Here is a 25,075-nt window from a genome sequence, read left to right as displayed (position 1 = left end):
ATCAAGCTTTTGAAGCAATACTTGAAGGGATTAAACAGGGAGGCCAAAGCCATTAAGTTTTATAGACAGTTAGCCAATGCTGCACCGTCTAAAAAACATAAAATTGATATTCTTCAGGCTTTAGAAGGGAACAAAGCCCATTTAACTCATTTCACCAATCTTTATACCGATCTTACTGGTATCCTACCTATGTATCAGATCGATCACGTTCCTTTTCAGAGTTATAGAGATGGTTTACAAAAGGCTTATGAGCTAGAAGCAGAGGGTTATGAAGAGTATCAAAAGAGTTCCCAACTTATAGGGCATCCACAAATACAAAATGTGTTTAGATGGGCTCTAAATGGTGAGCAAGAGAACGCTACACGATTTGGTTCGTTAGATGCAGAACTTACAAGTGAAATAATGGATTATGGGGCAGAACCGTTTGTAGTAGATATAGAAGAAGTGACTAATCAAAATAACAATTTCCGTACCGCTTTATGGACAGGAGATCATTTGCAAGTCACTTTGATGAGTATTGATGTTGGAGAGGATATTGGTTTAGAAATTCATCCAACTCTTGATCAATTCTTACGTATTGAACAAGGGCAAGGAGTTGTTCAAATGGGTGATAGCAAAGAACGATTAGATTTTGAAGAAAAAGTATATGACGATTATGCGATTGTGATACCAGCTGGTAAATGGCACAATTTGACCAATACGGGAAATCAACCACTTAAGCTGTACTCTATCTATGCTCCACCTCAGCATCCATATGGAACTGTTCATGAAACGAAAGCTATAGCCATGGCTGCTGAAGAAGAACACGGTCACTGATATACATTAATAAAGAAAGATAAGAGCTTGAAAAAACGACCGGTTGTTGAGATTCGGTTGTTTTTTCAAGCTCTTTTAAAATTCGATATTATAGTGTTTAATCTCTAGTTTCTATATTGATTTTCTTCCTTCGTAGGTTAGCTTTATAAAATTCAAATAAAAAAAGCTAACTGTGATTTAAATCACATCAAAGAAGAGAGTAACCTTGTAATATACTATATAGGGTATATACCCTATAAGGTAATTGATAACTAACTAGGGGGAAAAATAATGAGTAAGAAAATTGTTATTGTCGGTGGAGTCGCAGGCGGTGCTACAGCAGCTGCTCGCTTAAGAAGAATAGATGAAACATCAAAGATTGTCCTATTTGAAAAAGGAGAATATATTTCATTTGCTAACTGTGGCTTGCCTTATTACATTGGTGAGAAGATCAAAGATCGCCAAAAACTATTAGTGCAAACAGTAGAAGGAATGTCAAAAAAATTCAATTTAGACATCCGTAACCTTAGTGAGGTTATTGGAATCAATCGTGAAGCGAAAACGGTCAAAGTCAAAGACCATAAAACAGGTAATACGTATGAAGAATCTTATGATGATTTGGTGCTTTCACCAGGGGCACGTCCAATCGTTCCGCCAATTCCAGGGTTGAACGAAGCTAAGACTATTTTTACTTTGAGAAACATACCAGATACAGATAAAATTAAGTCTTATGTCGATAACGAAAAACCAAAGCGTGTGGTTGTCGTTGGTGGTGGATTTATCGGTCTAGAAATGGCAGAGAACCTTCATGAACGGGGTATAGATATTACGGTTATTGAAATGGCTAACCAAGTGATGGCCCCTTTAGATTATGAAATGGCATCCATCATTCATACGCATCTTGAAGAAAAGGGAGTCAACCTTGTTTTAAGCGATGGGGTCGAGTCTTTTGAAAGCGAAGGAAAGATTGTTGTTACAAATAACGGTAAGCGAATGGAGACCGACCTCATTATTTTATCGATTGGCGTTCGCCCAGAGAATGAACTTGCTATTAACGCTGGCCTTCAGGTAGGAGAACGTGGAGGAATCCAAGTAAATGACTATTTACAAACAAACGACCCAAATATTTATGCGATTGGTGATGCTATTGAAGTAAAGGATTATATTAACGGGAAGCCGACGATGATTCCACTCGCATGGCCAGCAAATAGGCAAGGCAGACTTGTGGCGGATAATATTTACGGAAAGAAAGCTAAATATAACGGTACACTTGGAACATCGATTGCTAAAGTTTTAGATTATACAGTGGCAACTACTGGAAATAATGAAAAAACATTAAAGCGTTTAGGAATTACGTACGAAGTTATCCATCTTCATCCTAGCTCACATGCCGGCTATTACCCTGGTGCAGCACCGATTGCATTAAAACTAGTGTTTGATAAAGAAACAGGCAAAATCTATGGAGCGCAAGCGGTTGGAAAGGATGGAGTCGATAAAAGGATCGATGTGATTGCAACAGCCATTAAAGGTGGCTTAAGCGTCGTAGACCTTGCTGACTTAGAGCTAGCCTATGCACCTCCATATTCTTCAGCTAAGGATCCTGTTAATATGCTAGGTTACGCAGCAACCAATATTGTGGAAGGTGTGACCGAAACCGTTCAGTGGCATGAAATTGATGAAATCGTGGCAAATGGTGCTACGTTAGTCGATGTACGCACACCTATCGAGTTAGAAATGGGCTTTATCGAAGGGGCCATTAATATTCCAATTGATGATATCCGGGAGCGGTTAACAGAACTTCCGAAAAATGAAAAGATTTATGTTAATTGCCAAGTAGGGCTACGTGGTTATTTAGCTTCACGTATCCTTCAGGAAAATGGATTTAAAGTGAAAAATTTAGATGGTGGCTGGAAAACCTACTCTTCAGTACATGGCAACAAAAAGAAAGAGTGTGACGTGAAAACGGATGACTCCGGTGTGGCACGAGCTAATTGTAATGAATTTAAAGCAGATGTGAAAATAGATGCTAGTGGCCTTCAGTGCCCAGGACCTATTATGAGTGTAGCGAAAGCAGTAAAAGAAATGGGGAAAGGACAAATTTTAGAAGTAACAGCAACTGATTCACAATTTGTCAGGGATTTACCTTCATGGTGTGAGCACAATGGCCATACTTTACTAGAGGAAAAGAAAGATAGGAAAATGATTAAAGCTTATGTTCAGAAAAATTAGTGCTGGAAATTAAGGAATAGTAAAGAGTTCATATTCTTTCTTCTGAATGGGTCTTGGTTGTTTTTTTTGAAGCCTAAAAGATCTTCTAATTAATATTGGGTTGTTATTTAGTATCTAATAGATATTTATGGTTTTAGAGTTATCATCAGGGTTAAGATATTACACACTTTCACCTTACGTGCTGCATAATTGAACTAGTTCTGATAATATCTATATATGGTTCGCTAGCACTTAAAATAAAAAAGATATGGCAAACAGACTACATCATATCTGTCGGTCACTACTGTTACATAAAAGTCACAGCTAAGCCCTAAAACGAACTTATGCTATAATACTATGAAAGACTGGAATAGAGAAATAGGAGTTCATTATGAAAAAGTTGTTGAAAGTTGCCGTTTTGTATTGGTTGCCTGTTTTGTTTGTGGCGGCGATGATATTTACAGCGTCATCCCAGCCCTATGAACAGCAGGATATAAGACCATATATTTCTGTTGCAACTGATCTAGACAAAATAAAAGAAATGTATCAGCAAATAAAAATGGAACATGTCGAGCACCAGCTCTATATTGAAGAAAATGGGTTTATGCGTACCCTACAGGTGATTGTGGATAGGTGGAAGGCGTTTGTATTTATCATTGGCGCATTGACTTTGCTCTTGTTTGCTGCGATTGTCACCTATATTGTGAAAGCCATTCGCAAAAGTGGAATAAAACGAGTCGGGAAAGCACTAGGGTTTGTGGCGATTCTCATTGCCGTCAGTGGTGTGTTAGCGATCCTCGGAATCTTGTTTGCCTTTCGAATTGAAGAGCTTTTAATTGTAATTAAAAATCAGCTCACAAATGGTAGAGCGCAAAGCTTATTAGAAGGAATTCGCTTTTCCTATGCAGGAAATGAAATCAGTGTGGAACGATTAGGTTTGGAAAGCTTTATTGAATTCTTAATTCGAAAAGGGGCTCATTTTGGTTTCTTCTTTATTTTAGGTTTTTTGACATATCGTGCATTATGGGTGAGCGGCTGTAAAAGGAGCTGGAGCTATTTTGGTTCGCTTCTGTTTGTCTTATTATATGCCATTTCAGATGAAATACATCAAGCATTCACTCCGAATCGAACACCATTAGTTCAGGATGTTATTTTAGATTTTTCTGGTGGATTCACAGGGGTAACACTAGCTCTACTACTGTACATCGCCATTTCTCGATATAAAAAGAAAACAATAGCTAAAGGACCAATGGAAGCTACAACGAGAATGGAACGGAGAAAATTAAAAGGGTAAAACGTATGGCAAAATGTTGTCATGCGTTTTTTATAATACTTTTACCTAACTTCCTTAATAAGTGCCCTTAATAAAACAATTTCTCTAAATTCTTAAGTATTTATAAACTTCCCAAATTACTCATTTATTTCCATTATAATAAAAGTATGAAAGAGGGAGCTAGATGAAGATGATAGAAAACATTTTGTTAGTTGAAGATGAAAAAGAAATTGCCCGAATTCTTGTCGATCACTTACGGAAAGAAGGTTTTTTTGTGACATGGGCTTCAACGGGCAAGGAAGGATGGGAGGATTTCAAGCAAGGCGACTATAGTCTGGTGTTAGTTGATTTAATGTTGCCTGAGATGGATGGCTTTAGCCTATGTGAGAAAATTCGTCTTGAAAGCAATGTACCAATGTTTATTATTAGTGCACGGCAAGAAGATGAAAGCAAGATACGTGGTTTAAATCTAGGGGCTGATGATTATTTGACAAAGCCATTTAGCTTAGTCGAACTCACCGCACGCATTCGCTCGCACTTACGAAGATATAGACGTTACTTACAGGAAGATGGATCAACGGCTAGAACCACTTATGAGCAGGGGTTGTCGATTGATTTTGAAAAAAAAGTTGCTTATTTACATGGTGAGCCACTTTTGTTGACGTCAAAAGAATTGGATCTATTGCTGTTGTTTGCAAAGAATCCGTACGTTACCTTTACAAAGGCAGAATTATATGAACATATATGGCAGCTAGATGATATAGATGGCAACAACACGGTGACTGTTCATGTCAAAGGATTACGAACGAAATTGCAAGACCAAACCCGAGCATCCAAGTTTATTCAAACGATTTGGGGTGTAGGCTATCGCTTTATTGGTGAGGTTGTTTTATGAAAATAAAACATTGGTTAATGGTTAGTTATTTTATTGTTATGTCCATCCCTATCATCGCCCTCTACTTTATTTATACGAGCATCAGCAATTTTGATCAGAAGCAGGATATCCGGGAGTATGTCGATGTATCAAATACATTTTCAGATTTGGAAGAAGTCCTCCAAGATGGTTCCCTTTACGACATACAAAACCAAAAAAACTATGATCCTATTAAGGAGCTAACTTCTGATTCGTTACGGATTACGTTGTTTAGGCATGATGGTGTTCGACTCTTTTCATCGCCTGAGGATTCCTCTTCACCGCAATTGGTTACAGAACAATTGGATTATATTTATCGCGATTTAAACGAAATAAAAAAGAATCACCGTACGTATTCGTTGAAACGACCCGTTTTTGCCAACGGACAATTGGTTGGAATCTATGAAATCGTGAAAGGCAGGGAAGAGTGGATTTCAGGCGTTCATGACCGTTCGCTTATTGTTTTCGGAACATTTAGTGCCATATTTGTTCTCACGTATCTTGTTGTACTTATTTTGTTAAATCGCAAGTTGAATCGCCCTTTATCCAAGCTTCATACAAGAATGACGGCTTTTGCTAACGGAGAGCGAATGGAAGATCCAGAGTGGAGTGGGAGGGATGAAATTGGTGAATTGATGAATCATTTCGAGAAGATGCGAAAGCAAATAGAAGCGGCCAAAGAAGAAGTAGAAAAGCAACATCGTGAGAAGGATTTTATCGTTGCTTCGGTATCACATGATGTGAAAACGCCACTGACGGTTGTTCAGGCGTATTCTGAGGCATTGTTGATGAACAAGACGTTGACTAAGAAAGAAGAAGAGGAATACAAAGCGATCCTATTTAACAAGCTTCGTTTTATGAAACAAATGCTTGATGAATTGGTTATTTACAATGAGTTGCAATCATCTCAGATGATCATAGAGCTTGTAGAAGTGGATGGAGATGAGTTTTTTGAGATGCTGTTATCAGGTTATGAGGAGCCTGCAACGCAACAAGGAGTGACTCTCAAAGTTGAACAAAACGTAGATGGAAATCTACATGTCAATGCAAAGCAAATGATTCGAGTTGTCGATAATGTAATGGCGAATGGCATTCGACATACAGATGTGGGCAAAAGTATTTGGTTAGGTGCTTTTTCAAGTGATGCCAATCTGCCTACTTGGCTTTTTCCTGCTTTCATCGATGAGCTCCATCGCTGGCGAAGCAAAGGGACGGTGATCCTCGTTCAAAATGAAGGAAAAGCCATTCCTCATGCTCAGCTTGAGCGAATCTTTCACCCATTCGTACAAGGAGAAGAAGCGAGAGGGCAGGGTGGCAGTTCTGGGTTAGGGTTAAGTATCACAAAAATGGTCATGGAGCAGCACAACGGAAAAATATCGATGTGGTCAGAAGAAGGCAAAGGCACATTAATAGCTTGTTGGCTTCCAGAAAGGAATGGAATATGAAACGATTAATCGGTTATCTCATGTTACTACTAATAGGAACGGGGTGTTCAGGACAAGTGACAGCATCAAGTGATGAAATCATATCGAATGTATTGGCCTCAAACAAAGACATTGGTTCAGTGTATAGTGAAGGAGAAATGTTGTTATACATTGATGATGAATTGACGGAACAAGTGACATTTGAAGAATACGTAAGCAGTGAAGGGCAAAGGAAAATAATAACAAGTGATGCGATCACCAATCAACAATCGATGGCGGTTAATGATGGAGAGACGATGGTAATCTATGAGCAAGGAAGTGATACGGCTCATAGTATCGACGTAGCAGGACTGGATTTGCCAACTTCTTTTACTCAAAAAGAACAAGTAACAGCTATGATTGAGAACATGAAGGACACGCACAGTTTTGAAATAAAAGGGGAGGAAGAAGTACTAGGATTTGATACGTACCACCTTCTCCTAAAGGCGAACGCTCCCAGCTCGATTATTGGAGATATGGAGCTTTGGGTTGATCAAAAGACGTGGTTTGTCATCAAATCTAAGACGATTAGTGGAGAAACACGTTCGGAGATGCAATACGAATATATTGACTTTTCACCAACGTTTCCTGTAGACACGTTTACACTTGATCTTCCTGACTCTGTTACCATCCAACCGTTAGAGGGAGGCAACCAGGCACAACAAGGGACGATAGCTGAAGCGGAGGAGGCACTTGAAACGCCATTTTATGTTGTTGATCAAGAAAATGTGTCAATACGCGAGATTGAAGTGTATTCTTTTGGAGGCGAGGTTAATCGAAATGAAGTAACGATTTATTATTCGATTGATGACGATCCTGCTTTTCTTCTTTCAGTATTCCCTACACCAGAAGGACCGGGGATGTCATTAGGAAACAGTGGTGAGGAATCCGTACGTGGTCATGCCATTGAATATATGGAGGAAATTCGCTCAATTATGTGGGATGAAGATGGCTTACGCTATTCCATCATCATTGAAAATCCGGACGTTTCATTTGAAAAGGCATTAGAGGCGGCAAATCAAATGACGTTAAGCTCAGAGGAGTAACGTACGATGTTAAGTGTTTTGGAAATGGTGACCTTCCTTAGTATAGGAATTTTAATAAGTGTACTTGGAATATGTATCACCTTCATTCATAAAAGGAGTGGAATGGTCGGAGAGATCTTGTTTGCGTCTACTGTGGTTGGTTGGACATTTCACCACTATTCTTTCCCAGATGTATTCATTGCTCTTTCGATTGCTTCAAGTAGTTATTTTGCCATGTATGTCTTTACGGATGGGCGCAAGAAAACAAGGGAGATTAAGGATGAGCTTTTTAGCTTGCAAGTGAAGGAAATCGAGCTTCATCGTGAAAATAAGCGGGTGATCATAGATGTATTGATCACCGGCTTTATCTTCTTAGGTGCGATCATGTTCTTGCTCTACGGACCAGAAGAAGGGAGCGTCATGAAATTTCTGATCATGATTGGGTTTGCTACGATGATACCGGAATTAATTAAGAGGATCGTTTCTTTTCTTACAGTTAGGGCCTTTTATGGTGAAGAGAACGAGTATCTCTATGTAGTTACTCCGTTCGAATCAAGAAAATATCCTCTTGCAGATATTGAGCACCTATCCATTGAATCGTCCGTCGATTTATTAAAGCTACACCCACTGCTCACGTTATTTTCTTCTAACACAGATTTTACAACAAGTTTTCGGCATGTGTTGAGCTTGCGTTTTCCTGGGGAGACTTCTTATTTAACAGTAAAGGATTCAAGCAAATGGTATGATCTGTTTCAGTCGAAACGGGAAACAAATGAGACTTTGCTTGAACAGCATGTGAGTGTACTGCCCTTTTATCATAAAAGCAATCTAAAAAGATTGCTTGGTAAACTGTATTTTGCTTGTACAGTAAAAGGGATTTCTGCTTATACGAGTCTTATTTTAGTCCTCATGTTTCTTAATACTCCCGTTTGGATGATGATCGTCATTGGCCTTTTATTTTGGACTTTTAATTTATATGTATCAGATCGGGTATTAAAAGTAGCTATGGATGCAAAAGAGGTTGCGGATCAGCGAGTCTTGCAAGTGGCGGATCGTATTTTTACAAAAGCAGGCATTCCAAATGTGAACGTGTATGAAACAGATTCCACTCAGTATAACGGACTTGCAACAGGAATGAATATTGGTCGTTCGATGGTCACGTTAACATCGGCAACACTGAAATTGCCTATTGAAAGCATAGAAGCGATTCTTGCTCATGAAGCTGTTCATGTAAAGAAGCGTGATGTTCTCTTCGGACAATTGTTAAAAATCCCTTATTTGCTCTTAATCATTGGGGTCGTTGTATTATTGCAGCAATATGTATCGAATATAGCAGAGAACATGATGCCGATTTTTTTCTTGCTTTGGTTGATGATGCTGTTATTTCCTATTCAACAATCGTTTTACTTACAATGGATGGAGCTTCGTGCTGATTACTTAGGAGCAGCAATGTTAGAAGGAGGTCCTACACAAATGGCAGAGGGCTTAGCTGAATTGGCATCACGTCAAGATGAAGCGGCAAAAAAGGTAATCGAATATGGAGGCGTAGAAGGAAAAAAAGAATCTCCTCGATCATCTCTTGAACGAAGCAACTGGTTCTTACGGTTTCTCGAGTTTCAATTAATGCCACATCCGCCCACGTATTGGCGAATTCAAATTTTGCGTGATCCTACTTATGTATGGGGGAGGCGTCTCATTCATAAATGGCTGGTGGACAGGACAACAGAATCCTTTTTTTGGAGGTGAAAAGCACCAAAAGGTCTCTTTGACCTTTTGGTGTCTCTTTTATTGTTGATAAGGAAACTGTGTGCTGTAACCAGAAAACTGTTGATGCGATTGATCAATTTTTTGCTGATCCTCTGCTTCTAAGCCGTAAAATCCTTTGCGGAACATTGTGTTGTAAAGTTCACGTTGACAATTTTGTGTTTCATTAAAGATTTGAGAAAGGTCCTGATACAATTGGTCATTGCTCATTTCATTTAATGCAACACTATAATTATTTGTCATGTTTTTGGCGCAGGATAAAATGTCATTTATATAGTCACGGTCATTCATCTGTGGCGTTTTAGGAACTTGCATTTCTGGATTTTGAATTTTCTTCGATTGTTGTTTCATGCTACAAATACCTCCTATAATCTAAAGTGATTCAAAAAGAAAGACCGCCTCTTTGAATACTTTACTGCATTGGTATTGATTGCTGTTGTTGCTGCGTTTTTAAATGACTTAGGATTTTTTGGTAGTGACGCTGATGCATTTGGCCGGTTTTCTCTAAAACAGATTTAATTTCTTGGTCTTGACATTGCTCAGCAAAGAAATGAGCTTTCTTCATCGCAAGTAAGTTCCAAGAGAGCATATCATTTAAATATAAATGGTCCTTCGTTGTAATAATAGGAGGTGGTGTTTGATACGTCATTTGTTGTTGTCCGCCCATTTGATTTTGCATTCCCGTTTGCTGTTGATTCTGCATTCCTTGCATTTGATCCATCATATACCCTCCTTTGGATGTTGCAATCGCAACGTATCCGTCATTCGGATACTTTACTAGTGTAGAAAAAATGACGTCATATTATGTGATGAACAAGTAGGAGGAGTTTCCTTATTATGGAGTATTGATGTCAAGAAGATGATATTGCACTTTGCAAATTTTTCTGAATTATCTATTGCACAATGGAGAATTTTTAGGTATGATAATGTTAGAAAATGACATTGAGCTGTCGTTATTTTTTTGCGAAAATAATGAATGAGTATTCATTCGTTGTATCGATCATCTATTTTAATTCTATTCAGATAGTAAAAGGGGGAGAACTATGACTCGTCAAATAAGGAAAGTTGCAGTAATTGGTTCGGGCGTAATGGGCTCAGGAATCGCAGCTCATTTAGCAAACGTCGGTATCCCATCGTTATTACTTGACATCGTCCCAGACCTAACGCCACAAGAAGAGGCAAAGGGGTTAACGCTTGAGGACAAAGCCGTTCGCAATCGTCTAAGTACAGCAGCGATTCAAAAGCTAGCCAAGCAAAAGCCGGCACCACTTTCTTCAAAAGAAAAAGCTTCTTACATAGAGGCTGGAAATCTTGAGGATGACCTACACCGCCTTCAGGAAGTCGACTGGATCATTGAAGTCATTGTTGAAAACCTAAGCATTAAACAACAATTATTTAAAAAAGTTGATGAGGTTAGAAAGCCAGGAACCATCGTCAGCTCAAATACTTCAGGAATCTCGATTAAAGCTATGTCAGAAGGCTTATCTGAAGATTTCCAGGCGCACTTTCTCGGTACTCACTTTTTTAATCCACCTAGATACTTAAAGCTATTAGAAATCATACCAACAGAAAAAACAAAGGATGATGTTACGACTTTTATGAAAGCGTTTGCTGAAGAGGTGCTTGGAAAAGGGGTTGTTGAATGTAAGGACACACCTAATTTCATTGCTAACCGTATTGGCACATATGGGCTGCTTGTCACCGTCAACGAAATGATCAAAGGTGGGTATTCAGTCGGTGAAGTCGACTCGGTTACAGGTCCGTTGCTAGGACGTCCGAAAAGTGCTTCTTTTAGAACACTTGATGTCGTTGGACTTGATACATTTTTGCATGTGGCAAAAAATGTATACGACGTTGCAAGTGGTGACGAAAAAGCGACATTCGATCCCCCTCCATTTATGAAAGAAATGGCCGAAAAAAGGTGGCTAGGGAGTAAGAGCGGCCAAGGATTTTATTTAAAACAAGGAAAAGAAATCCTTGAAATTAATCCTGCGACGCTTGAGTACGGTGAACGTCAAAAGTTAAAAGCACCTTCTGTCGAACAAGCAAAGCAAGCGAAAAAGCTACCAGACAAATTAAAAGTGCTTGCGTATGCCAATGACCGTGCTGGACAGCTCATTTGGAATTTGTTAAAACCAGTTCTCCTTTATTCGGCTGACAAAGCGTATGAAATTGCCTATGACATCTATGCGCTTGACCAGGCAATGAAGTGGGGATTTGGCTGGGAGCTCGGTCCGTTTGAGACGTGGGATGCCATAGGAGTTGCGAAGTCTGTAGAACGAATGGAAGCAGAGGGAGACACCGTTCCTTCTTGGGTAAAAGAAATGCTCGAATCCGGCCAAGAAGGTTTTTATCAAGGGGATACCTTTTATCATGAAGGCAGATATGAGCCCAAGCCCGTAAACGAAAAGATCGTTCACTTGCGCTCATTAAAGCCGGATAAGGTGATCTTTAAAAATTCAGGAGCTTCCTTATTAGATATTGGTGATGATGTTGCGCTTCTTGAATTCCACTCACCGAATAATTCCATTGGTGCGGATGTTATTCAAATGATTAATAAGTCATTAAAAGAAGTGGAGCAAAATTACAAAGGTCTTGTCATCAACAATCAAGGGAAGAACTTTTGTGTCGGTGCGAACTTGATGATGATTTTAATGGAAGCACAAGATGATAATTTCTTTGAGATTGACCTCGTTGTGCGCGGGTTTCAACAAGCGATGGCCAATATACGTTACTCACAAAAACCAGTTGTCGCAGCTCCTTTTGGAATGACATTAGGCGGCGGGACAGAAATTTGCTTGCCATCTGCTAGCATTCAAGCTTCTCTTGAAACCTATATGGGTCTTGTAGAAGTCGGAGTTGGCTTGATTCCAGGTGGAGGTGGAAACAAAGAACTCTACCTACGAAACTTAGCGAAATCAGATGGAAAAGACCTTCAAGCGGTCGCAAACAAGACGTTTGAAACGATTGCGATGGCCAAAGTATCAACTTCGGCGCAAGAGGCAGTCAATCATGGCTTCTTAGGCTTAAAAGACGGCATTGTCATCAATGGGGATCTCCTTATTGACCGTGCAAAAAATGAGGTGATCCATTTAGCGGCTAAAGGCTATCGTCCACCAGAACGAGCAAAGATTCCTGTTGTTGGTGAAACAGGCTATGCCACAATGCTTCTTGGAGCCAAAACGATGAAGTATGGAGGCATGATTTCTGATCACGATCTGAAGATTGCTGAAAAACTAGCATTCTCGCTTGCAGGTGGTAGAGTCGCAAAAGGAACACTTGTTGATGAACAATATTTGCTTGATTTAGAACGAGAAGCATTTCTTAGCTTAGTGGCTGAGCCTAAGTCACAACAAAGGATGCAATACATGCTCACAAAAGGCAAACCACTTCGTAACTAATTGAAAAGAGGGAGGGGATTACAGCATGAGAGAAGCAGTCATTGTAGCTGGTGCCCGAACACCAGTTGGAAAAGCAAAAAAAGGCACATTAGCCAATGTCCGTCCAGACGATTTAGGTGCGCTCACCGTTCGTGAAACGTTGAAGCGTGCGGGAGATTTTGATCCATCTTTGGTCGATGACGTGATCATTGGATGTTCAATGCCAGAAGCAGAACAAGGCATGAACATGGCTCGAAACATTGTGGCATTAGCAGGATTGCCGAACACGGTTCCAGCGATTACGATCAATCGCTATTGTTCCTCAGGTCTGCAAAGTATCGCATACGGAGCGGAGCGAATTATGCTTGGACACTCTAAAGCTGTCATTGCTGGTGGTGCAGAGTCGATGAGTATGATTCCGATGGGAGGTCATGTCATTGCGCCAAACGCAAAGCTTGTAGAAGAACAGCCTGAATATTATATGGGAATGGGCTACACGGCAGAGGAGGTTGCGAGCCGCTTTGAGGTGAGTCGCATGGACCAAGATGCTTTTGCCGTCGAAAGTCATAAAAGAGCCGCCGCTGCCATTGAAGCAGGTCAATTCAAGGATGAAATCGTTCCTGTCGATGTTACGCTTCGTTCAGTCGGTGCCGATCATAAATTGCAAGAGAAACATGTGCATTTTACGACAGATGAAGGGGTGAGGATAGATACATCAACAAAAGGATTAGCCAACCTTAGGCCTGCCTTTCACCCTAAAGGCAGTGTAACAGCAGGGAACTCGTCGCAAATGAGTGATGGTGCAGCGTCCGTTCTTGTGATGGACCGTGAAGAAGCAAAGGCAAACGGGTTGCAACCACTCGTCAAGTTCCGCTCCTTTGCTGTAGCTGGTGTAGCACCAGAGATTATGGGGATTGGTCCCGTTGAAGCGATCCCAAAAGCGTTGCAGTTAGCTGGGCTAGAATTATCTGATATTGGCTTATATGAATTAAACGAAGCTTTTGCATCTCAGGCTTTACAAGTCATTCGTCACTTAAACCTTGATCTTGAAAAAGTGAATGTCAACGGTGGGGCAATTGCCCTCGGTCATCCGCTTGGTTGCACGGGGACGAAATTGACTTTATCGCTGATTCATGAGATGAAGCGTCGCAATGAACAGTTTGGTGTTGTCACGATGTGTATTGGCGGAGGCATGGGTGCTGCTGGAGTATTTGAACTGATTGGCTAATAAAAAAAGGGGGATGAGGATATGAGTCAAACAGAAGACAAAGTAGTAAAAGGCGGGAGTTTTTTAGTAGAGGATCTTGAAGCAGAGAAGCTATTTACACCAGAGGATTTCACAGATGAGCATGTGATGATCGGTCGGACAACAGAAGAGTTTGTTATCAATGAAGTTGAACCCGTATTAGAAAAAATTGAAGAGCACCAATTTGATCATACGGTTCGGTTATTAAAAGAGGCTGGGGAGTTAGGGTTACTTGGAGCAGATGTCCCTGAAGAGTATGGCGGTCTCGGATTAGACAAAATTAGCTCCTCTCTAATCTCTGAAAAGTTTGTTCGTGGTGGTGCGTTTGGTCTTAGTCATGGGGCGCATGTCGGGATTGGTTCCTTACCAATTGTGTTTTTCGGAAGTCATGCGCAAAAAGAAAAATATCTTCCTGATTTGGCATCAGGAGCTAAGCTTGCAGCATATGCATTAACAGAGCCTAGCTCAGGATCAGACGCCTTAGGAGCGAAAACAACAGCTGTTTTGAACGACGCAGGTACGCATTATGTGTTAAACGGAGAAAAACAGTGGATCACCAATTCGGCATTTGCTGATGTTTTCATTGTTTATGCAAAAATTGATGGCGAGCAGTTCACTGCCTTTATTGTAGAAAAAGATTTTGAAGGAGTATCTACGGGCCCAGAGGAAAAGAAAATGGGAATAAAAGGATCGTCCACAAGAACATTGATTCTTGAAGATGCCCTAGTCCCTGTTGATAACGTTCTTGGTGAAATAGGAAAAGGGCATGTGATCGCATTTAATATTTTAAACGTTGGACGTTATAAGCTTGGGGTGGGTTGTGTTGGTAGTGCGAAGCGAGCACTTGAGCTTGCAGCAACATATGCGAATGAGCGAAAGCAATTTAAAACACCGATTGGAAAATTCACACTAATTCAAGAAAAACTAGCAAACATGGCCGTTGCAACCTATGCTGCAGAAAGTTCCATCTATCGAACGGGAGGACTTTTTGAAGAAAGACTTGGAGGTCTCTCTGATGAAGAGCAAAAAGATGGTCGCGCTGTGGCAAAGGCGATTGCAGAATATGCCATCGAATGTTCCTTAAACAAGGTCGTTGGGTCCGAAACGCTTGATTATGTTGTAGATGAAGCCGTACAAATTCACGGTGGATATGGTTTCATGGCTGAATACGAAGTGGAGCGTATGTATCGCGACTCACGTATTAACCGAATTTTTGAAGGAACAAATGAAATCAATCGACTGCTCGTACCTGGCACAATCATGCGCAAAGCGATGAAAGGAGAGCTGCCATTATTGCAAAAGGCAACAGCCCTCCAAGAAGAAATTATGATGCTGATGCCGCAGGAAATTGGTGATGAGCCTCTTGAGCAAGAGAAATATCTGCTCGGAATGGCAAAGAAAATTTTCTTAATGGTTGCTGGAAATGGTGCTCAAAAATACGCTGAAAAACTTCAGCATGAGCAAGAGCAGCTGTCGAATGTCGCTGACATCGTAAGTGAAGTGTATTCAATGGAATCGGTCATCCTTCGTACTGAAAAGGCCATCAATAAATCAGGTTTAGAAAAAGCAAACCAAAAGCTTCTTATGACACAAGTCTATTGCCAAGAAGCCTTTAATCGTATTGAAGCCCATGCCAAGGAATCGCTTGTAGGCATGGAAGAAGGTGATAAACTCCGCACAATGCTTGGTGTTCTACGTAAGCTAACGCGCCACACGCCAATCAATGTGATTGCGAAAAAACGCCAAATTGCTGGAGTTGTATTAGAAGACCAACGTTATGTTGTTTAATGATGTGATCACTTTTGAGAGGTTCATCTCTCTCAAAAAATAAAATATACTCCTTTCAAATGGAGCATTCTCCTCTCAGTACAAAGAAGCCTCAACAATTTGAGGCTTCTTTGTCATCGTGGCAGGATCTACGGTCATAACCCACTATCGAACAAGACACATGTTTTCACTCAAAATAACACAACCTAAAGCAAGGATAGCTAGAGGAGGAGATTCAATTGCCTAAAAAAGAGAAGTTTAACTACACGGCTCCTTTGACAGGGGTTGAAGAACAAGTAGAATCAACAGAGGGCTCTGTTCATGATGCTTTGCAAACAACATGGAACACAGAACAAATCATTGAGCTAAATCATTGTGATCAAACAAAAGATGAGCAATAATAAGATGAGGGAAGCTCCACGTTAAGTGGTGCTTTCCTTCATTAATGACAAGCTAAGGTGTAGATTTAAGTTCTTTTGAACAAAATAAGTGAATGGGAAGGAGGGAAACACATGGCTATTACATTTTATGAATACCCTAAATGCGGTACGTGTCGTAAAGCAAAAAAATGGTTTGCTGACAAAGAAATTGAAGTGAACGCTATACATATTGTAGAACATCCACCATCAAAAGAAGAGTTGCGTGATCTTCTTCAGAAAAGTGGCCTAGAATTAAAAAAATTCTTTAACACGAGTGGTCAAAAGTATCGCGAGCTTGGCTTGAAAGATAAAATCAAGGACATGAGTGAAGATGAGGCACTCAGCCTGCTGGCATCTGACGGCATGTTAATCAAGCGTCCAATAACAACAGATGGCAGTAAGGTAACTGTCGGTTTTAAAGAGGAACAATTTGAAGAAAATTGGAGCTAAATGTTTGTTTTAAATGGAAAAGCAGGTATAATGTAGTAAAATTTGTATTATTTTAGATGGAGGTATTAGTAATGAGCAACTTACCTAAGGAATTAAAATATTCAGAAGAGCATGAGTGGGTTAAAGTCGAAGGAGAGAAAGTACGTGTGGGAATCACAGACTTCGCTCAATCGGAACTTGGAGATATCGTATTCGTTGAGCTTCCTGAAGTAGGCGATGAAATTGAAGCGGACGAGCCTTTCGGTAGCGTAGAATCAGTAAAAACAGTATCTGAACTATATGCCCCAATTAGCGGAAAGGTCGTTGAAGTAAACGAAGACCTTGACGATTCTCCTGAATTCGTAAATGAGTCTCCATACGAAAAAGCATGGATGATCGTAGTAGAGCCAAGCGACTCAAGCGAAATTGACAAGCTTATGACAGCAGAACAATATGAAGAAATGATTAGTGAAGACTAAACAAAAGGGAATTTCCTTTTGTTTAATTTAATCATCGAAGCATTGAAACGGTTGCGATGCGGTGTTTCAATGTTTGTACGATCTAAAGCCAAAAGGGAATCCCTTTTGGCTTTTTTACAGTGATGGACTGGGGTCTTAGCGGGAGGGGTTGGGACGCCCGAAGTGAAGCGGAAGAGGGGAGTACGGTAGTCAAAGGGAGGCGTTTGACGCCCGAAACGATGCGACATCAGGAAAGACGGTAGTCAAAGGAAGAGGTTGACGCCCGAAGTGAAGCACCATCAGGAAGAACGGTAGTCAAAGGAAGAGGTTGACGCCCGAAATGAAGCGCCATCAGGAAGAACGGTAGTCAAAGGAGGCTTTGACACCCGAAGTGAAGCGTCACCGGGAAGAACGGTAGTCAAAGGAGGCTTTGACACCCGAAGTGAAGCGTCACCGGGAAGAACGGTAGCCAAAGGAGGTGTTTGACGCCCGAAGTGAAGCGTCACCGGGAAGAACGGTAGCCAAAGGAGGTGTTTGACGCCCGAAGTGAAGCGTCACCAGGAAGAAAGGTAGTCAACGAAGGGAAATGACGCCCGAAGTGAAGCGAAACCAGAGAAGACGGTAGTCAAAGAAACAACTTTAATCCACATAACCACCACTTATTTGTTTTCTATAATTTCCCATGACTTCAAAGCATTTAGCCTGGGTACCATAAAACTAACTTCTGTATAAGGAGGTTTGGTCATGAGTCTCGTACGTGTCGATGTTACAAGCAAGGTCAAGGGAAAGTATGAAAATGGCCATATGAATTTATATATGGGCGATGCACAAGTAGGGAAAGTGGTTGAAACAAATCAAGGGTTTCAGCATGAAATGGCTGAGGGTTTTGAATTTGATAAAGATAAAATCTTTCGCTATGAACAAGAAAACCCTAACGAAGTAAAGTCTTACGTAGAAGGCTGTGACGAGGGCTGGTGCTAACAATAAGCTAGGGTAGGGAGCCCATCTCTACTCTGGTTTTTTTGTGAATAATATAAAGATCTAAACATTTGAGGAATGAGGTCGATAATTATAATGTACTCATGCGAAAAGGGCAAAATCACCGAAAGTTGATGACGCAAAGCTAAAGGGGCTTCATTGGAATGTCAGTATGCCAGCCAGCTGCCGGATGTAAAGTCCTCTGTATGAAATTTAAGATGTGGAGGGTAATATGTTTTTAACACCTGAAGAAGCGTATAAGAAAAAGCAACGTAAAAAAATGGTTTTTAATTTTGTTGTAGTACCAATGATTGCTTTAGCGATTGGCCTAGTGGTAGCGGTTATAGGGAACTAATTTGCAAGGGGCTTTCGCAAAAGGTGGTGGCAAGAGGTTCCGCCTTAGATCATTAGACAGTTGTACCGACTCCATACCTTGCTCTGAGGGCACTGAAAAAGGGAAAAGCCCCCTTTTTCAGTGCCCTCTTTTGCATTTGGCTCTTTTCTTTTCTGAAAATATCACCTATTATATTATTTAGAGAGTCGAAATATTATAATCGAAGGTGTATATATGGGCAAGTTCATTGGGGAGTGGAGTCGTCAACTGAAAAAATATAATCGCAATGTTCGCCTTTTTTTGTTTGCGTCGATGCTAGCGAATATTGGGATGGGAATCTTTATGGTCATTTACAATTACTACATAAGAGAGCTAGGGTTTAGTGATCAAATGAATGGGCGTGTGATTGCGATGCAAGCAATGGCGAGTGCCATCGCTCTTTTGCCTGCTGGTATAATGAGTGATAAATTTGGTCGGAAAAAGATTATTATGATCGGCGCATTGTTTGCCGCGACAAGTCTTCTGATGCGTGCGGTATTAAGTGCGGAGGGATTGTTAATTGCTATGGCATTTGCGACGGGGCTTTTTATGGCCTTTATTCAAGTGTCTTCGATTCCTTTGTTAGCAGAAAATTCAACAGAAAAAGAACGTGTTCACTTATTTAGTTTTAATTTTGCACTGATAATGGTGGCAAATGTGATCGGAAATGCGTTAGGTGGAACGCTGACGGACGTGTTTCACATTTTCTTCCACGTATCCATGCTTGATAGTGTGAGGATAACATTGCTTATTGGATCATTTATTTTCTTTGGTGCGTTATTTCCTATAAATAAAATAATTGAAGAACAAAAAAAGAGAGATCAAAAAACGGGTGCAAGCTCATTAGCGAAGCTTTTTACGACACATCGATCAAGTTTAAAATGGATAGGTTTATTTGCAATTACCAATTTATTAATTGGTTTTGGATCCGGGCTTGTTATTCCGTATTTGAACCTATACTTTAGTGACCGTTTTGACATTAGTAACTCACTTGTCGGGATCATTTTGTCCCTTGGCCAAGCAATGACAGCAGTGGCTTTTATGATTGGGCCCTCTGTTGTTCAACGATTTGGTGAGGTCAAAGCGGTTGTCATGCTGCAGGTAGCGTCACTTCCGTTTCTTCTATTAACTGCCTACACCGAAACCCTTTGGTTAGCTGTGGTCGGCTTTTTATTTCGCCAAGCATTGATGAATGCAGGCAATCCCATTCAAATGGCATTAATGATGAGAACGGTTGATGATTCAATGAAAGGATTAGCCAATTCAGTGGGTCAAATGGTCTTTCAGTTAGGCTGGGCGGTAATGGGCCCTGTTTCAACGTCGATTGTTATGATTTATGGAGCGTATTTCGGATATGCTTATGTGTTTAGCATAACAGCCGTTTTATATTTATTAGGTTCGACTTATTTCTATATCGTTTTTCGCCATATTAAAAGAAGGCAACCGGAGAAGAAAGCGGCCTGAACTTCTGAAAAAGGTTTAAGAGAGTAGGGTTTCTACTTAATTAGACCTTTTTTTTACGGGAGGAGTTTCTTTGTCTTGAATAAAGCTATCTCTGTTAACGAATACTATCGTTGTTACTAGAACTTGGGAGGTAAGTAAGATGGATCAACAGCAGCAACAAGGCAATCCAATTGAGCAGGCATTACAAGAGTATAAGCAAGGGCTGGGAAATTTTACTCAAAAAATGCCTGATATAGCAAAGAAATACAATGCTTTTACTGAGGCGTGTTTTGCAGAAGGGAAGCTGACTCAAAAAGAGAAGCAGATGATTGCTCTTGGGATCAGTGTGTTTTCGCAAGATGAATATTGCATTATTTATCATGCAAAGGGCTGCCTAGATCAAGGCTGCAGTGAAGAAGAAATTTTAGAGACAATAGGAGTAACTGCAGCATTTGGTGGTGGAGCTGCCATGAGTCAGGCGGTAACCCTTGTGCAGGAGTGTATTTCTGAACTAGGTGGCAGCAAAGATCAGATGCAATAATAAAGAGATAAGCTTTCAGGCTTTGTAAGGTCGAGGAAATGTATTGGAATATTTTCTGACATTACATAATTAAATCTCACGTCTATATATCGCGATCTATCTCGATATTTCCTTGTTGGTCAATTAATCTTCCCATGGTACGATTATTACTGACAAAACGCGAAAGGATTGATTCATTATCCATTTATTAAAAAACCAACATAATGGTGAAATGGAAAAAGCAATGCAACAATCTCACGGAACGAGTTATGCAGAGTATAATCGTAACTTGGAAAAAAGGTTAGAAATTGAAAAAGAACGCGAAAAAGACTATGAGAAAAGCAAAAAGCTAGCTGCTCAATTTAACTAAAACGAATAGATGGAGGCTATCTCAATAGGTTAAACGACCTTCCCTGAGATAGCCTCTTCCTCTATGCACGTTTTTTATCGGTTTACTTTGGGAAGTCTAAAGGAATGCTAGTAGGGATTTATGAGTGAAAATTTACATAAAATCCGTTATTCAACGGTTCCATTCAATAGGGGAGACGTTAACACTATATCCATAGTTCAAATACTGTTTTAATTGATTCACCCTTCTTGAACTTATAATAGATTTAGTATAAGATTGTAATGAGAATAGATTGAGAATAAACCTATTACAAAAATTAGCAAGCTTTATCCCAAATAGATGAAGCAAAATACATTGGAGGTCATTGTAAATGTCAGTACCATTTCTAAAAATTGAGAACCTTAACGTATCAGTTGAAGGAAAAGAAATCTTAAAAGATTTCAGCCTTGAAATTAAAGGTGGGGAGTTCCATGCCATCATGGGACCAAACGGAACAGGAAAATCGACTCTTGCTTCAGCAATTATGGGTCATCCTAAATATGAAATTACAAGTGGGTCTGTAACAATTGATGGAGAAGACGTGCTAGAAATGGAAGTGGATGAGCGTGCCCAAGCTGGTCTTTTCTTAGCAATGCAATATCCAAGTGAAATTAGTGGGATTACAAATGCAGACTTCTTACGTTCAGCAATTAACTCTAAGCGTGAAGAAGGCGATGAAATTTCTCTAATGAAATTCATCCGTCAATTAGATAAGAAAATGGAAGTTCTTGATATGGACGATTCTTTCTCACACCGTTACTTAAACGAAGGTTTCTCAGGTGGGGAGAAAAAACGCAACGAGATTCTTCAATTATTAATGCTTGAGCCAAAGATCGCTATTTTAGATGAGATCGACTCAGGTTTAGATATTGATGCACTTAAAGTCGTTTCAAAAGGTGTAAATGAAATGCGCAGCGAGAATTTCGGCTGTTTAATTATCACTCACTACCAACGTCTACTTGACTACATCACTCCTGACAAAGTACACGTTATGATGCAAGGACGCATTGTGAAATCTGGTGGCGCTGAGCTTGCTACTCGTCTAGAAGCAGAAGGATATGACTGGATCAAGCAAGAGCTTGGAATTGAAGACGAGCGTGTAGAAGCAGCAAACCAAGAAGCGTAAAAATAGTCAGATAGAAATCAAGATCATGCAACCTCGCACGAAGCGAGCAGTACAATAGTAAAGGGTGGGTAATGTATGTCAGTCGAGACAAAAGGATTGTTCGGGAAAGAACAAATTGAATCATTCTCGAATGGACGCAACGAACCAGATTGGGTTCGCGACATTCGTTTAAAAGGTTTAGAAGTTTCTGAGTCTGCAGAGCTTCCAAAGCCAGATAAAACTAAAATTAATAAATGGACGTTTACGCAAACGCGCTTTGATATGAACGCAAAGCCAAAAGCAACGTCTGTAAAAGCTTTACCAGAAGGCTTACAAGCTTTAATTGGTGAAGAAACAGATGAACAAAACCTGTATGTTCAACAAGATACATCAGCTGTTTTCACAAAGACAAATGCGGAATTAGCTGAAAAAGGTGTCATCTTCACAGACATTCAAACAGCTCTTGAAAAGCATGCGGATCTTGTAAAACCATATCTTTTCGGTGAAGCAGTGAAACCACAAGAGAACAAGCTTACCGGTTTACATGCAGCACTATTAAATGGTGGAGCTTTCATCTATGTACCAAAAAATGTTCAAGTGGAAGTACCTCTTCAAGCAGTATTCTCACTTGAAACGCCAGAAGCCATTCTTTCAAATCACGTGATTGTTGTAGCTGAGGAAAATAGTTCAGTGACTTACGTGGAAAACTATACATCTAATGTTGAAGGCGATGTTGTAGCTAATATCATTGCAGAAGTGTACGCAAAAGCAAACTCGAAAGTAACATTTGGTGCAGTTGATAACTTTGGCAGCAACGTAACAACATATGTTGTACGTCGTGGTCATGTCGATAAGGATGCTCGTATTGATTGGGCTCTTGGTCAAATGAATGATGGCAACACCGTTTCTGAAAATACAACTCATCTTGTTGGTGATGGTTCTTGGGCTGACACGAAGACGGTAACGATCGGTCGCGGTGAACAAAAGCAAAACTTCACAACGCAAATATTCCATCATGGAAAACATTCAGAAGGTCATATCCTTAAGCATGGTGTTATGCGTGAAGCGGCTACAGCGATTTTTAACGGAATTACCAAAATTGAGCACGGTGCAACGAAGTCAAACGGTGTTCAAACAGAGCGCGTACTCATGCTTAGTGAAAAAGCACGTGGAGATGCTAACCCAATCCTTCTTATCGATGAGGACGATGTAACAGCAGGTCACGCTGCATCTGTTGGTCAAGTAGATCCACTTCAAATGTTCTACCTAATGAGCCGCGGAATTTCTCGTAAAGAAGCAGAGCGCTTAGTCATTCACGGTTTCTTAGCACCAGTAGTAGAACAGCTTCCTATCGAGTCTGTTAAGGAACGTTTAAGAGAGGCTATTGAAGGGAAAGTTCGCTAATGAATGCCAAAGAGATCAAAAAGCAATTTCCGATTCTCGATCAAAATGTTAACGGAAATCCGCTTGTCTATTTGGATAGCGCGGCAACATCTCAGAAGCCACTAAAAGTCATTGAAGCACTTGATGATTACTACCGTCGCTATAATTCAAATGTTCACCGCGGAGTTCATACGCTTGGAACACTTGCAACAGATGGATACGAAGGTGCTCGTGAAAAGGTTCGTAACTTTATCGGAGCGAACTCAATTGAAGAAATTGTGTTCACACGTGGAACAACAACAGCTTTAAATCTCGTCGCATCTAGTTACGCTCGTGCCAACTTGAAAGAAGGCGATGAAATTGTGATCTCCATGATGGAGCATCACAGCAATATCATTCCTTGGCAGCAAGTGGCAAAGGCGACAGGAGCAACGTTAAAATATTTCCCGCTTCAGCCAGATGGAACACTTGATTTAGCTGAAGTTGAAAAGACAATTACAGAAAACACAAAAATTGTTTCCGTTATGCATGTGTCAAACGTGCTAGGGACGATAAACCCAATCAAAGAGATTGCTGAAATTGCTCATCGCAATGGAGCAATTATGGTTGTGGATGGTGCCCAAAGTACACCACATATGAAGGTAGACGTAAAAGATCTAGATTGTGACTTCTTTGCTTTTTCAGGTCACAAAATGGGTGGTCCTACAGGAATTGGGGCCCTTTACGGCAAGAAGCATCTCCTAGAAAAAATGGAGCCAATTGAGTTTGGTGGCGAAATGATTGATTTTGTAGGACTACAAGATTCAACATGGAAAGAGCTGCCTTGGAAATTTGAAGGTGGAACACCAATTATTGCAGGTGCTATTGGACTAGGTGCAGCCATAGACTTCTTAGAAGAGGTTGGTTTAGATCATGTTCTAAAGCATGAGCACGAATTAGCTGACTATGCGATGGAACGTTTATCTGAAATTGATGGATTGAAAATTTTCGGACCGAAAAAGCGTGCAGGTGTGGTAACATTTAATTTGGATGATGTGCATCCTCACGATGTTGCAACAGTACTAGATGCTGAAGGAATTGCTGTTCGTGCTGGTCATCATTGTGCCCAGCCGCTTATGAAATGGCTTGAAGTAACAGCAACAGCTCGTGCTAGCTTTTATTTATACAACACGAAAGAGGACGTTGATGCACTTGTCACTGGACTAGTAAAAACAAAGGAGTACTTTGGCGATGTCTTCTAATTTAGATACACTTTATAGACAGGTGATTATGGATCACTACAAAAACCCACGCAACAGAGGGGAATTTGATGGTGATACCGTAACTGTAAATATGAACAATCCAACATGTGGTGACCGCATTCAAATACAAATGAAAGTAGAAGATGATAAGGTCACAGATGCGAAATTTGTTGGAGAAGGATGTTCGATTAGCTTAGCCTCCGCTTCAATGATGACTCAAGCCATTAAAGGATTGAAATTGGATGAGGCTGTGGCGATGTCGAATATTTTCTCCGACATGATGCTCGGAAAAGAGTACGATGATGAGCGTTTTGATTTAGGTGATATTGAAGCACTACAAGGTGTGGCGAAGTTTCCTGCTCGTATTAAATGTGCGACCCTAGCATGGAAGGCTATGGAAAAGGGAATTAACGACCAAAAGGATTGAGTTATAAAGCAGTATGAGTAGGTGTGTCCGTGAGTAAAAAGCTTCTTGTCTTTGCCACTGGCCACTTGCTCAATTTT

The 25,075-nt window shown here is 40.4% G+C and carries 24 protein-coding genes and 1 riboswitch; of the genes, 22 read left to right on the top strand and 2 right to left on the bottom strand.

Translation table 11 applies throughout. The annotated features are described in order from the left end of the window. Nucleotides 1–9: 9 nt before the first annotated feature. The 7 genes from LQ50_RS04850 (at nucleotide 10) to LQ50_RS04820 (ending at nucleotide 9,423) form a co-directional block, all read left to right on the top strand. Nucleotides 10–816 (top strand): cupin domain-containing protein, encoded by an 807-nt coding sequence (locus tag LQ50_RS04850; RefSeq protein ID WP_308417914.1) that lies wholly within the window; start codon nucleotides 10–12, stop codon nucleotides 814–816. Between the two features lie 270 nt (nucleotides 817–1,086). Further along, on the top strand, nucleotides 1,087–3,024 hold the full coding sequence (cdr, locus tag LQ50_RS04845) for a CoA-disulfide reductase (protein ID WP_034626682.1): 1,938 nt from the start codon (nucleotides 1,087–1,089) through the stop codon (nucleotides 3,022–3,024). Between the two features lie 370 nt (nucleotides 3,025–3,394). After that, nucleotides 3,395–4,297 (top strand): VanZ family protein, encoded by a 903-nt coding sequence (locus tag LQ50_RS24240; RefSeq protein ID WP_052144594.1) that lies wholly within the window; start codon nucleotides 3,395–3,397, stop codon nucleotides 4,295–4,297. Between the two features lie 163 nt (nucleotides 4,298–4,460). After that, nucleotides 4,461–5,171, top strand: a complete 711-nt coding sequence (locus LQ50_RS04835; protein ID WP_034626680.1) for a response regulator transcription factor — start codon at nucleotides 4,461–4,463, stop codon at nucleotides 5,169–5,171. Next, nucleotides 5,168–6,634, top strand: coding sequence for a HAMP domain-containing sensor histidine kinase (locus LQ50_RS04830; RefSeq protein ID WP_034626678.1), 1,467 nt, complete (start codon nucleotides 5,168–5,170; stop codon nucleotides 6,632–6,634). Before LQ50_RS04835 ends, LQ50_RS04830 begins: the two co-directional genes overlap by 4 nt. After that, nucleotides 6,631–7,698, top strand: a complete 1,068-nt coding sequence (locus tag LQ50_RS04825; protein ID WP_034626676.1) for a LolA family protein — start codon at nucleotides 6,631–6,633, stop codon at nucleotides 7,696–7,698. The genes LQ50_RS04830 and LQ50_RS04825 overlap by 4 nt, the downstream gene beginning before the upstream one ends. 6 nt (nucleotides 7,699–7,704) lie before the next feature. Continuing rightward, on the top strand, nucleotides 7,705–9,423 hold the full coding sequence (locus LQ50_RS04820) for a M56 family metallopeptidase (protein WP_052144593.1): 1,719 nt from the start codon (nucleotides 7,705–7,707) through the stop codon (nucleotides 9,421–9,423). A gap of 39 nt (nucleotides 9,424–9,462) precedes the next feature. Here the strand turns inward: LQ50_RS04820 and LQ50_RS04815 are convergent, their stop codons facing one another. Together LQ50_RS04815 and LQ50_RS04810 are read right to left on the bottom strand one after the other, a co-directional pair. Then, on the bottom strand, nucleotides 9,463–9,792 hold the full coding sequence (locus LQ50_RS04815) for a spore coat protein (protein WP_034626675.1): 330 nt from the start codon (nucleotides 9,790–9,792) through the stop codon (nucleotides 9,463–9,465). Between the two features lie 61 nt (nucleotides 9,793–9,853). Further along, complete coding sequence (locus LQ50_RS04810) at nucleotides 9,854–10,120, bottom strand: hypothetical protein (RefSeq protein ID WP_034626857.1); 267 nt, start codon at nucleotides 10,118–10,120, stop codon at nucleotides 9,854–9,856. 364 nt (nucleotides 10,121–10,484) lie between these two features. Here LQ50_RS04810 and LQ50_RS04805 point away from each other — a divergent pair, with 364 nt between their 5' ends. The 15 genes from LQ50_RS04805 to sufU all read left to right on the top strand — a co-directional run bounded on the left by LQ50_RS04805 (nucleotide 10,485) and on the right by sufU (nucleotide 24,998). Further along, complete coding sequence (locus LQ50_RS04805) at nucleotides 10,485–12,842, top strand: 3-hydroxyacyl-CoA dehydrogenase/enoyl-CoA hydratase family protein (protein ID WP_034626673.1); 2,358 nt, start codon at nucleotides 10,485–10,487, stop codon at nucleotides 12,840–12,842. 25 nt (nucleotides 12,843–12,867) lie between these two features. Further along, nucleotides 12,868–14,049 carry an acetyl-CoA C-acetyltransferase gene (locus tag LQ50_RS04800; protein ID WP_034626671.1) on the top strand — a complete coding sequence of 394 codons (1,182 nt, stop codon included), beginning with the start codon at nucleotides 12,868–12,870 and terminating at the stop codon, nucleotides 14,047–14,049. A gap of 21 nt (nucleotides 14,050–14,070) precedes the next feature. Continuing rightward, on the top strand, nucleotides 14,071–15,855 hold the full coding sequence (locus tag LQ50_RS04795) for an acyl-CoA dehydrogenase FadE (protein ID WP_034626669.1): 1,785 nt from the start codon (nucleotides 14,071–14,073) through the stop codon (nucleotides 15,853–15,855). Between the two features lie 218 nt (nucleotides 15,856–16,073). Next, a complete protein-coding gene (locus tag LQ50_RS25330) occupies nucleotides 16,074–16,235 on the top strand; it encodes a hypothetical protein (RefSeq protein ID WP_161784654.1) in 162 nt (53 codons plus the stop codon). A 111-nt stretch (nucleotides 16,236–16,346) separates the two neighbouring features. Next, a complete protein-coding gene (locus LQ50_RS04790; RefSeq protein ID WP_034626667.1) occupies nucleotides 16,347–16,703 on the top strand; it encodes an arsenate reductase family protein in 357 nt (118 codons plus the stop codon). 71 nt (nucleotides 16,704–16,774) lie between these two features. Further along, nucleotides 16,775–17,161: a glycine cleavage system protein GcvH gene (gene gcvH, locus LQ50_RS04785; RefSeq protein ID WP_034626665.1), complete on the top strand. Its 387-nt coding sequence runs from the start codon at nucleotides 16,775–16,777 to the stop codon at nucleotides 17,159–17,161. Between the two features lie 723 nt (nucleotides 17,162–17,884). Continuing rightward, on the top strand, nucleotides 17,885–18,121 hold the full coding sequence (locus tag LQ50_RS04780; RefSeq protein ID WP_034626663.1) for a YusG family protein: 237 nt from the start codon (nucleotides 17,885–17,887) through the stop codon (nucleotides 18,119–18,121). Nucleotides 18,122–18,222: 101 nt separating this feature from the next. Beyond that, a riboswitch (cyclic di-GMP riboswitch) is annotated at nucleotides 18,223–18,309 on the top strand. A 41-nt stretch (nucleotides 18,310–18,350) separates the two neighbouring features. Further along, nucleotides 18,351–18,473 carry a hypothetical protein gene (locus tag LQ50_RS26215; protein WP_272913702.1) on the top strand — a complete coding sequence of 41 codons (123 nt, stop codon included), beginning with the start codon at nucleotides 18,351–18,353 and terminating at the stop codon, nucleotides 18,471–18,473. 213 nt (nucleotides 18,474–18,686) lie between these two features. After that, entirely contained in the window at nucleotides 18,687–19,955 is a 1,269-nt protein-coding gene (locus LQ50_RS04775; RefSeq protein ID WP_034626661.1) for an MFS transporter, read from the top strand. Between the two features lie 139 nt (nucleotides 19,956–20,094). Further along, nucleotides 20,095–20,475, top strand: a complete 381-nt coding sequence (locus LQ50_RS04770) for a carboxymuconolactone decarboxylase family protein (protein WP_034626659.1) — start codon at nucleotides 20,095–20,097, stop codon at nucleotides 20,473–20,475. Between the two features lie 211 nt (nucleotides 20,476–20,686). Further along, on the top strand, nucleotides 20,687–20,824 hold the full coding sequence (locus tag LQ50_RS25720) for a YuzK family famiily protein (protein WP_202595353.1): 138 nt from the start codon (nucleotides 20,687–20,689) through the stop codon (nucleotides 20,822–20,824). A gap of 349 nt (nucleotides 20,825–21,173) precedes the next feature. Further along, nucleotides 21,174–21,968, top strand: a complete 795-nt coding sequence (sufC, locus tag LQ50_RS04765; protein ID WP_034626657.1) for a Fe-S cluster assembly ATPase SufC — start codon at nucleotides 21,174–21,176, stop codon at nucleotides 21,966–21,968. 75 nt (nucleotides 21,969–22,043) lie between these two features. After that, the gene (sufD, locus tag LQ50_RS04760) at nucleotides 22,044–23,351 is read left to right on the top strand and encodes a Fe-S cluster assembly protein SufD (RefSeq protein ID WP_034626655.1); all 1,308 of its coding nucleotides are present in this window, start codon (nucleotides 22,044–22,046) and stop codon (nucleotides 23,349–23,351) included. Then, entirely contained in the window at nucleotides 23,351–24,571 is a 1,221-nt protein-coding gene (locus LQ50_RS04755) for a cysteine desulfurase (RefSeq protein WP_034626653.1), read from the top strand. The genes sufD and LQ50_RS04755 overlap by 1 nt, the downstream gene beginning before the upstream one ends. Next, nucleotides 24,561–24,998 (top strand): Fe-S cluster assembly sulfur transfer protein SufU, encoded by a 438-nt coding sequence (gene sufU, locus LQ50_RS04750; RefSeq protein WP_034626651.1) that lies wholly within the window; start codon nucleotides 24,561–24,563, stop codon nucleotides 24,996–24,998. The genes LQ50_RS04755 and sufU overlap by 11 nt, the downstream gene beginning before the upstream one ends. Nucleotides 24,999–25,075: the final 77 nt, after the last annotated feature.

Origin of the sequence: Halalkalibacter okhensis (assembly GCF_000787375.1) — a bacterium.
GTDB lineage: Bacteria > Bacillota > Bacilli > Bacillales > Bacillaceae_D > Halalkalibacter > Halalkalibacter okhensis.
This window is presented reverse-complemented; position numbering and strand designations above follow the sequence as displayed.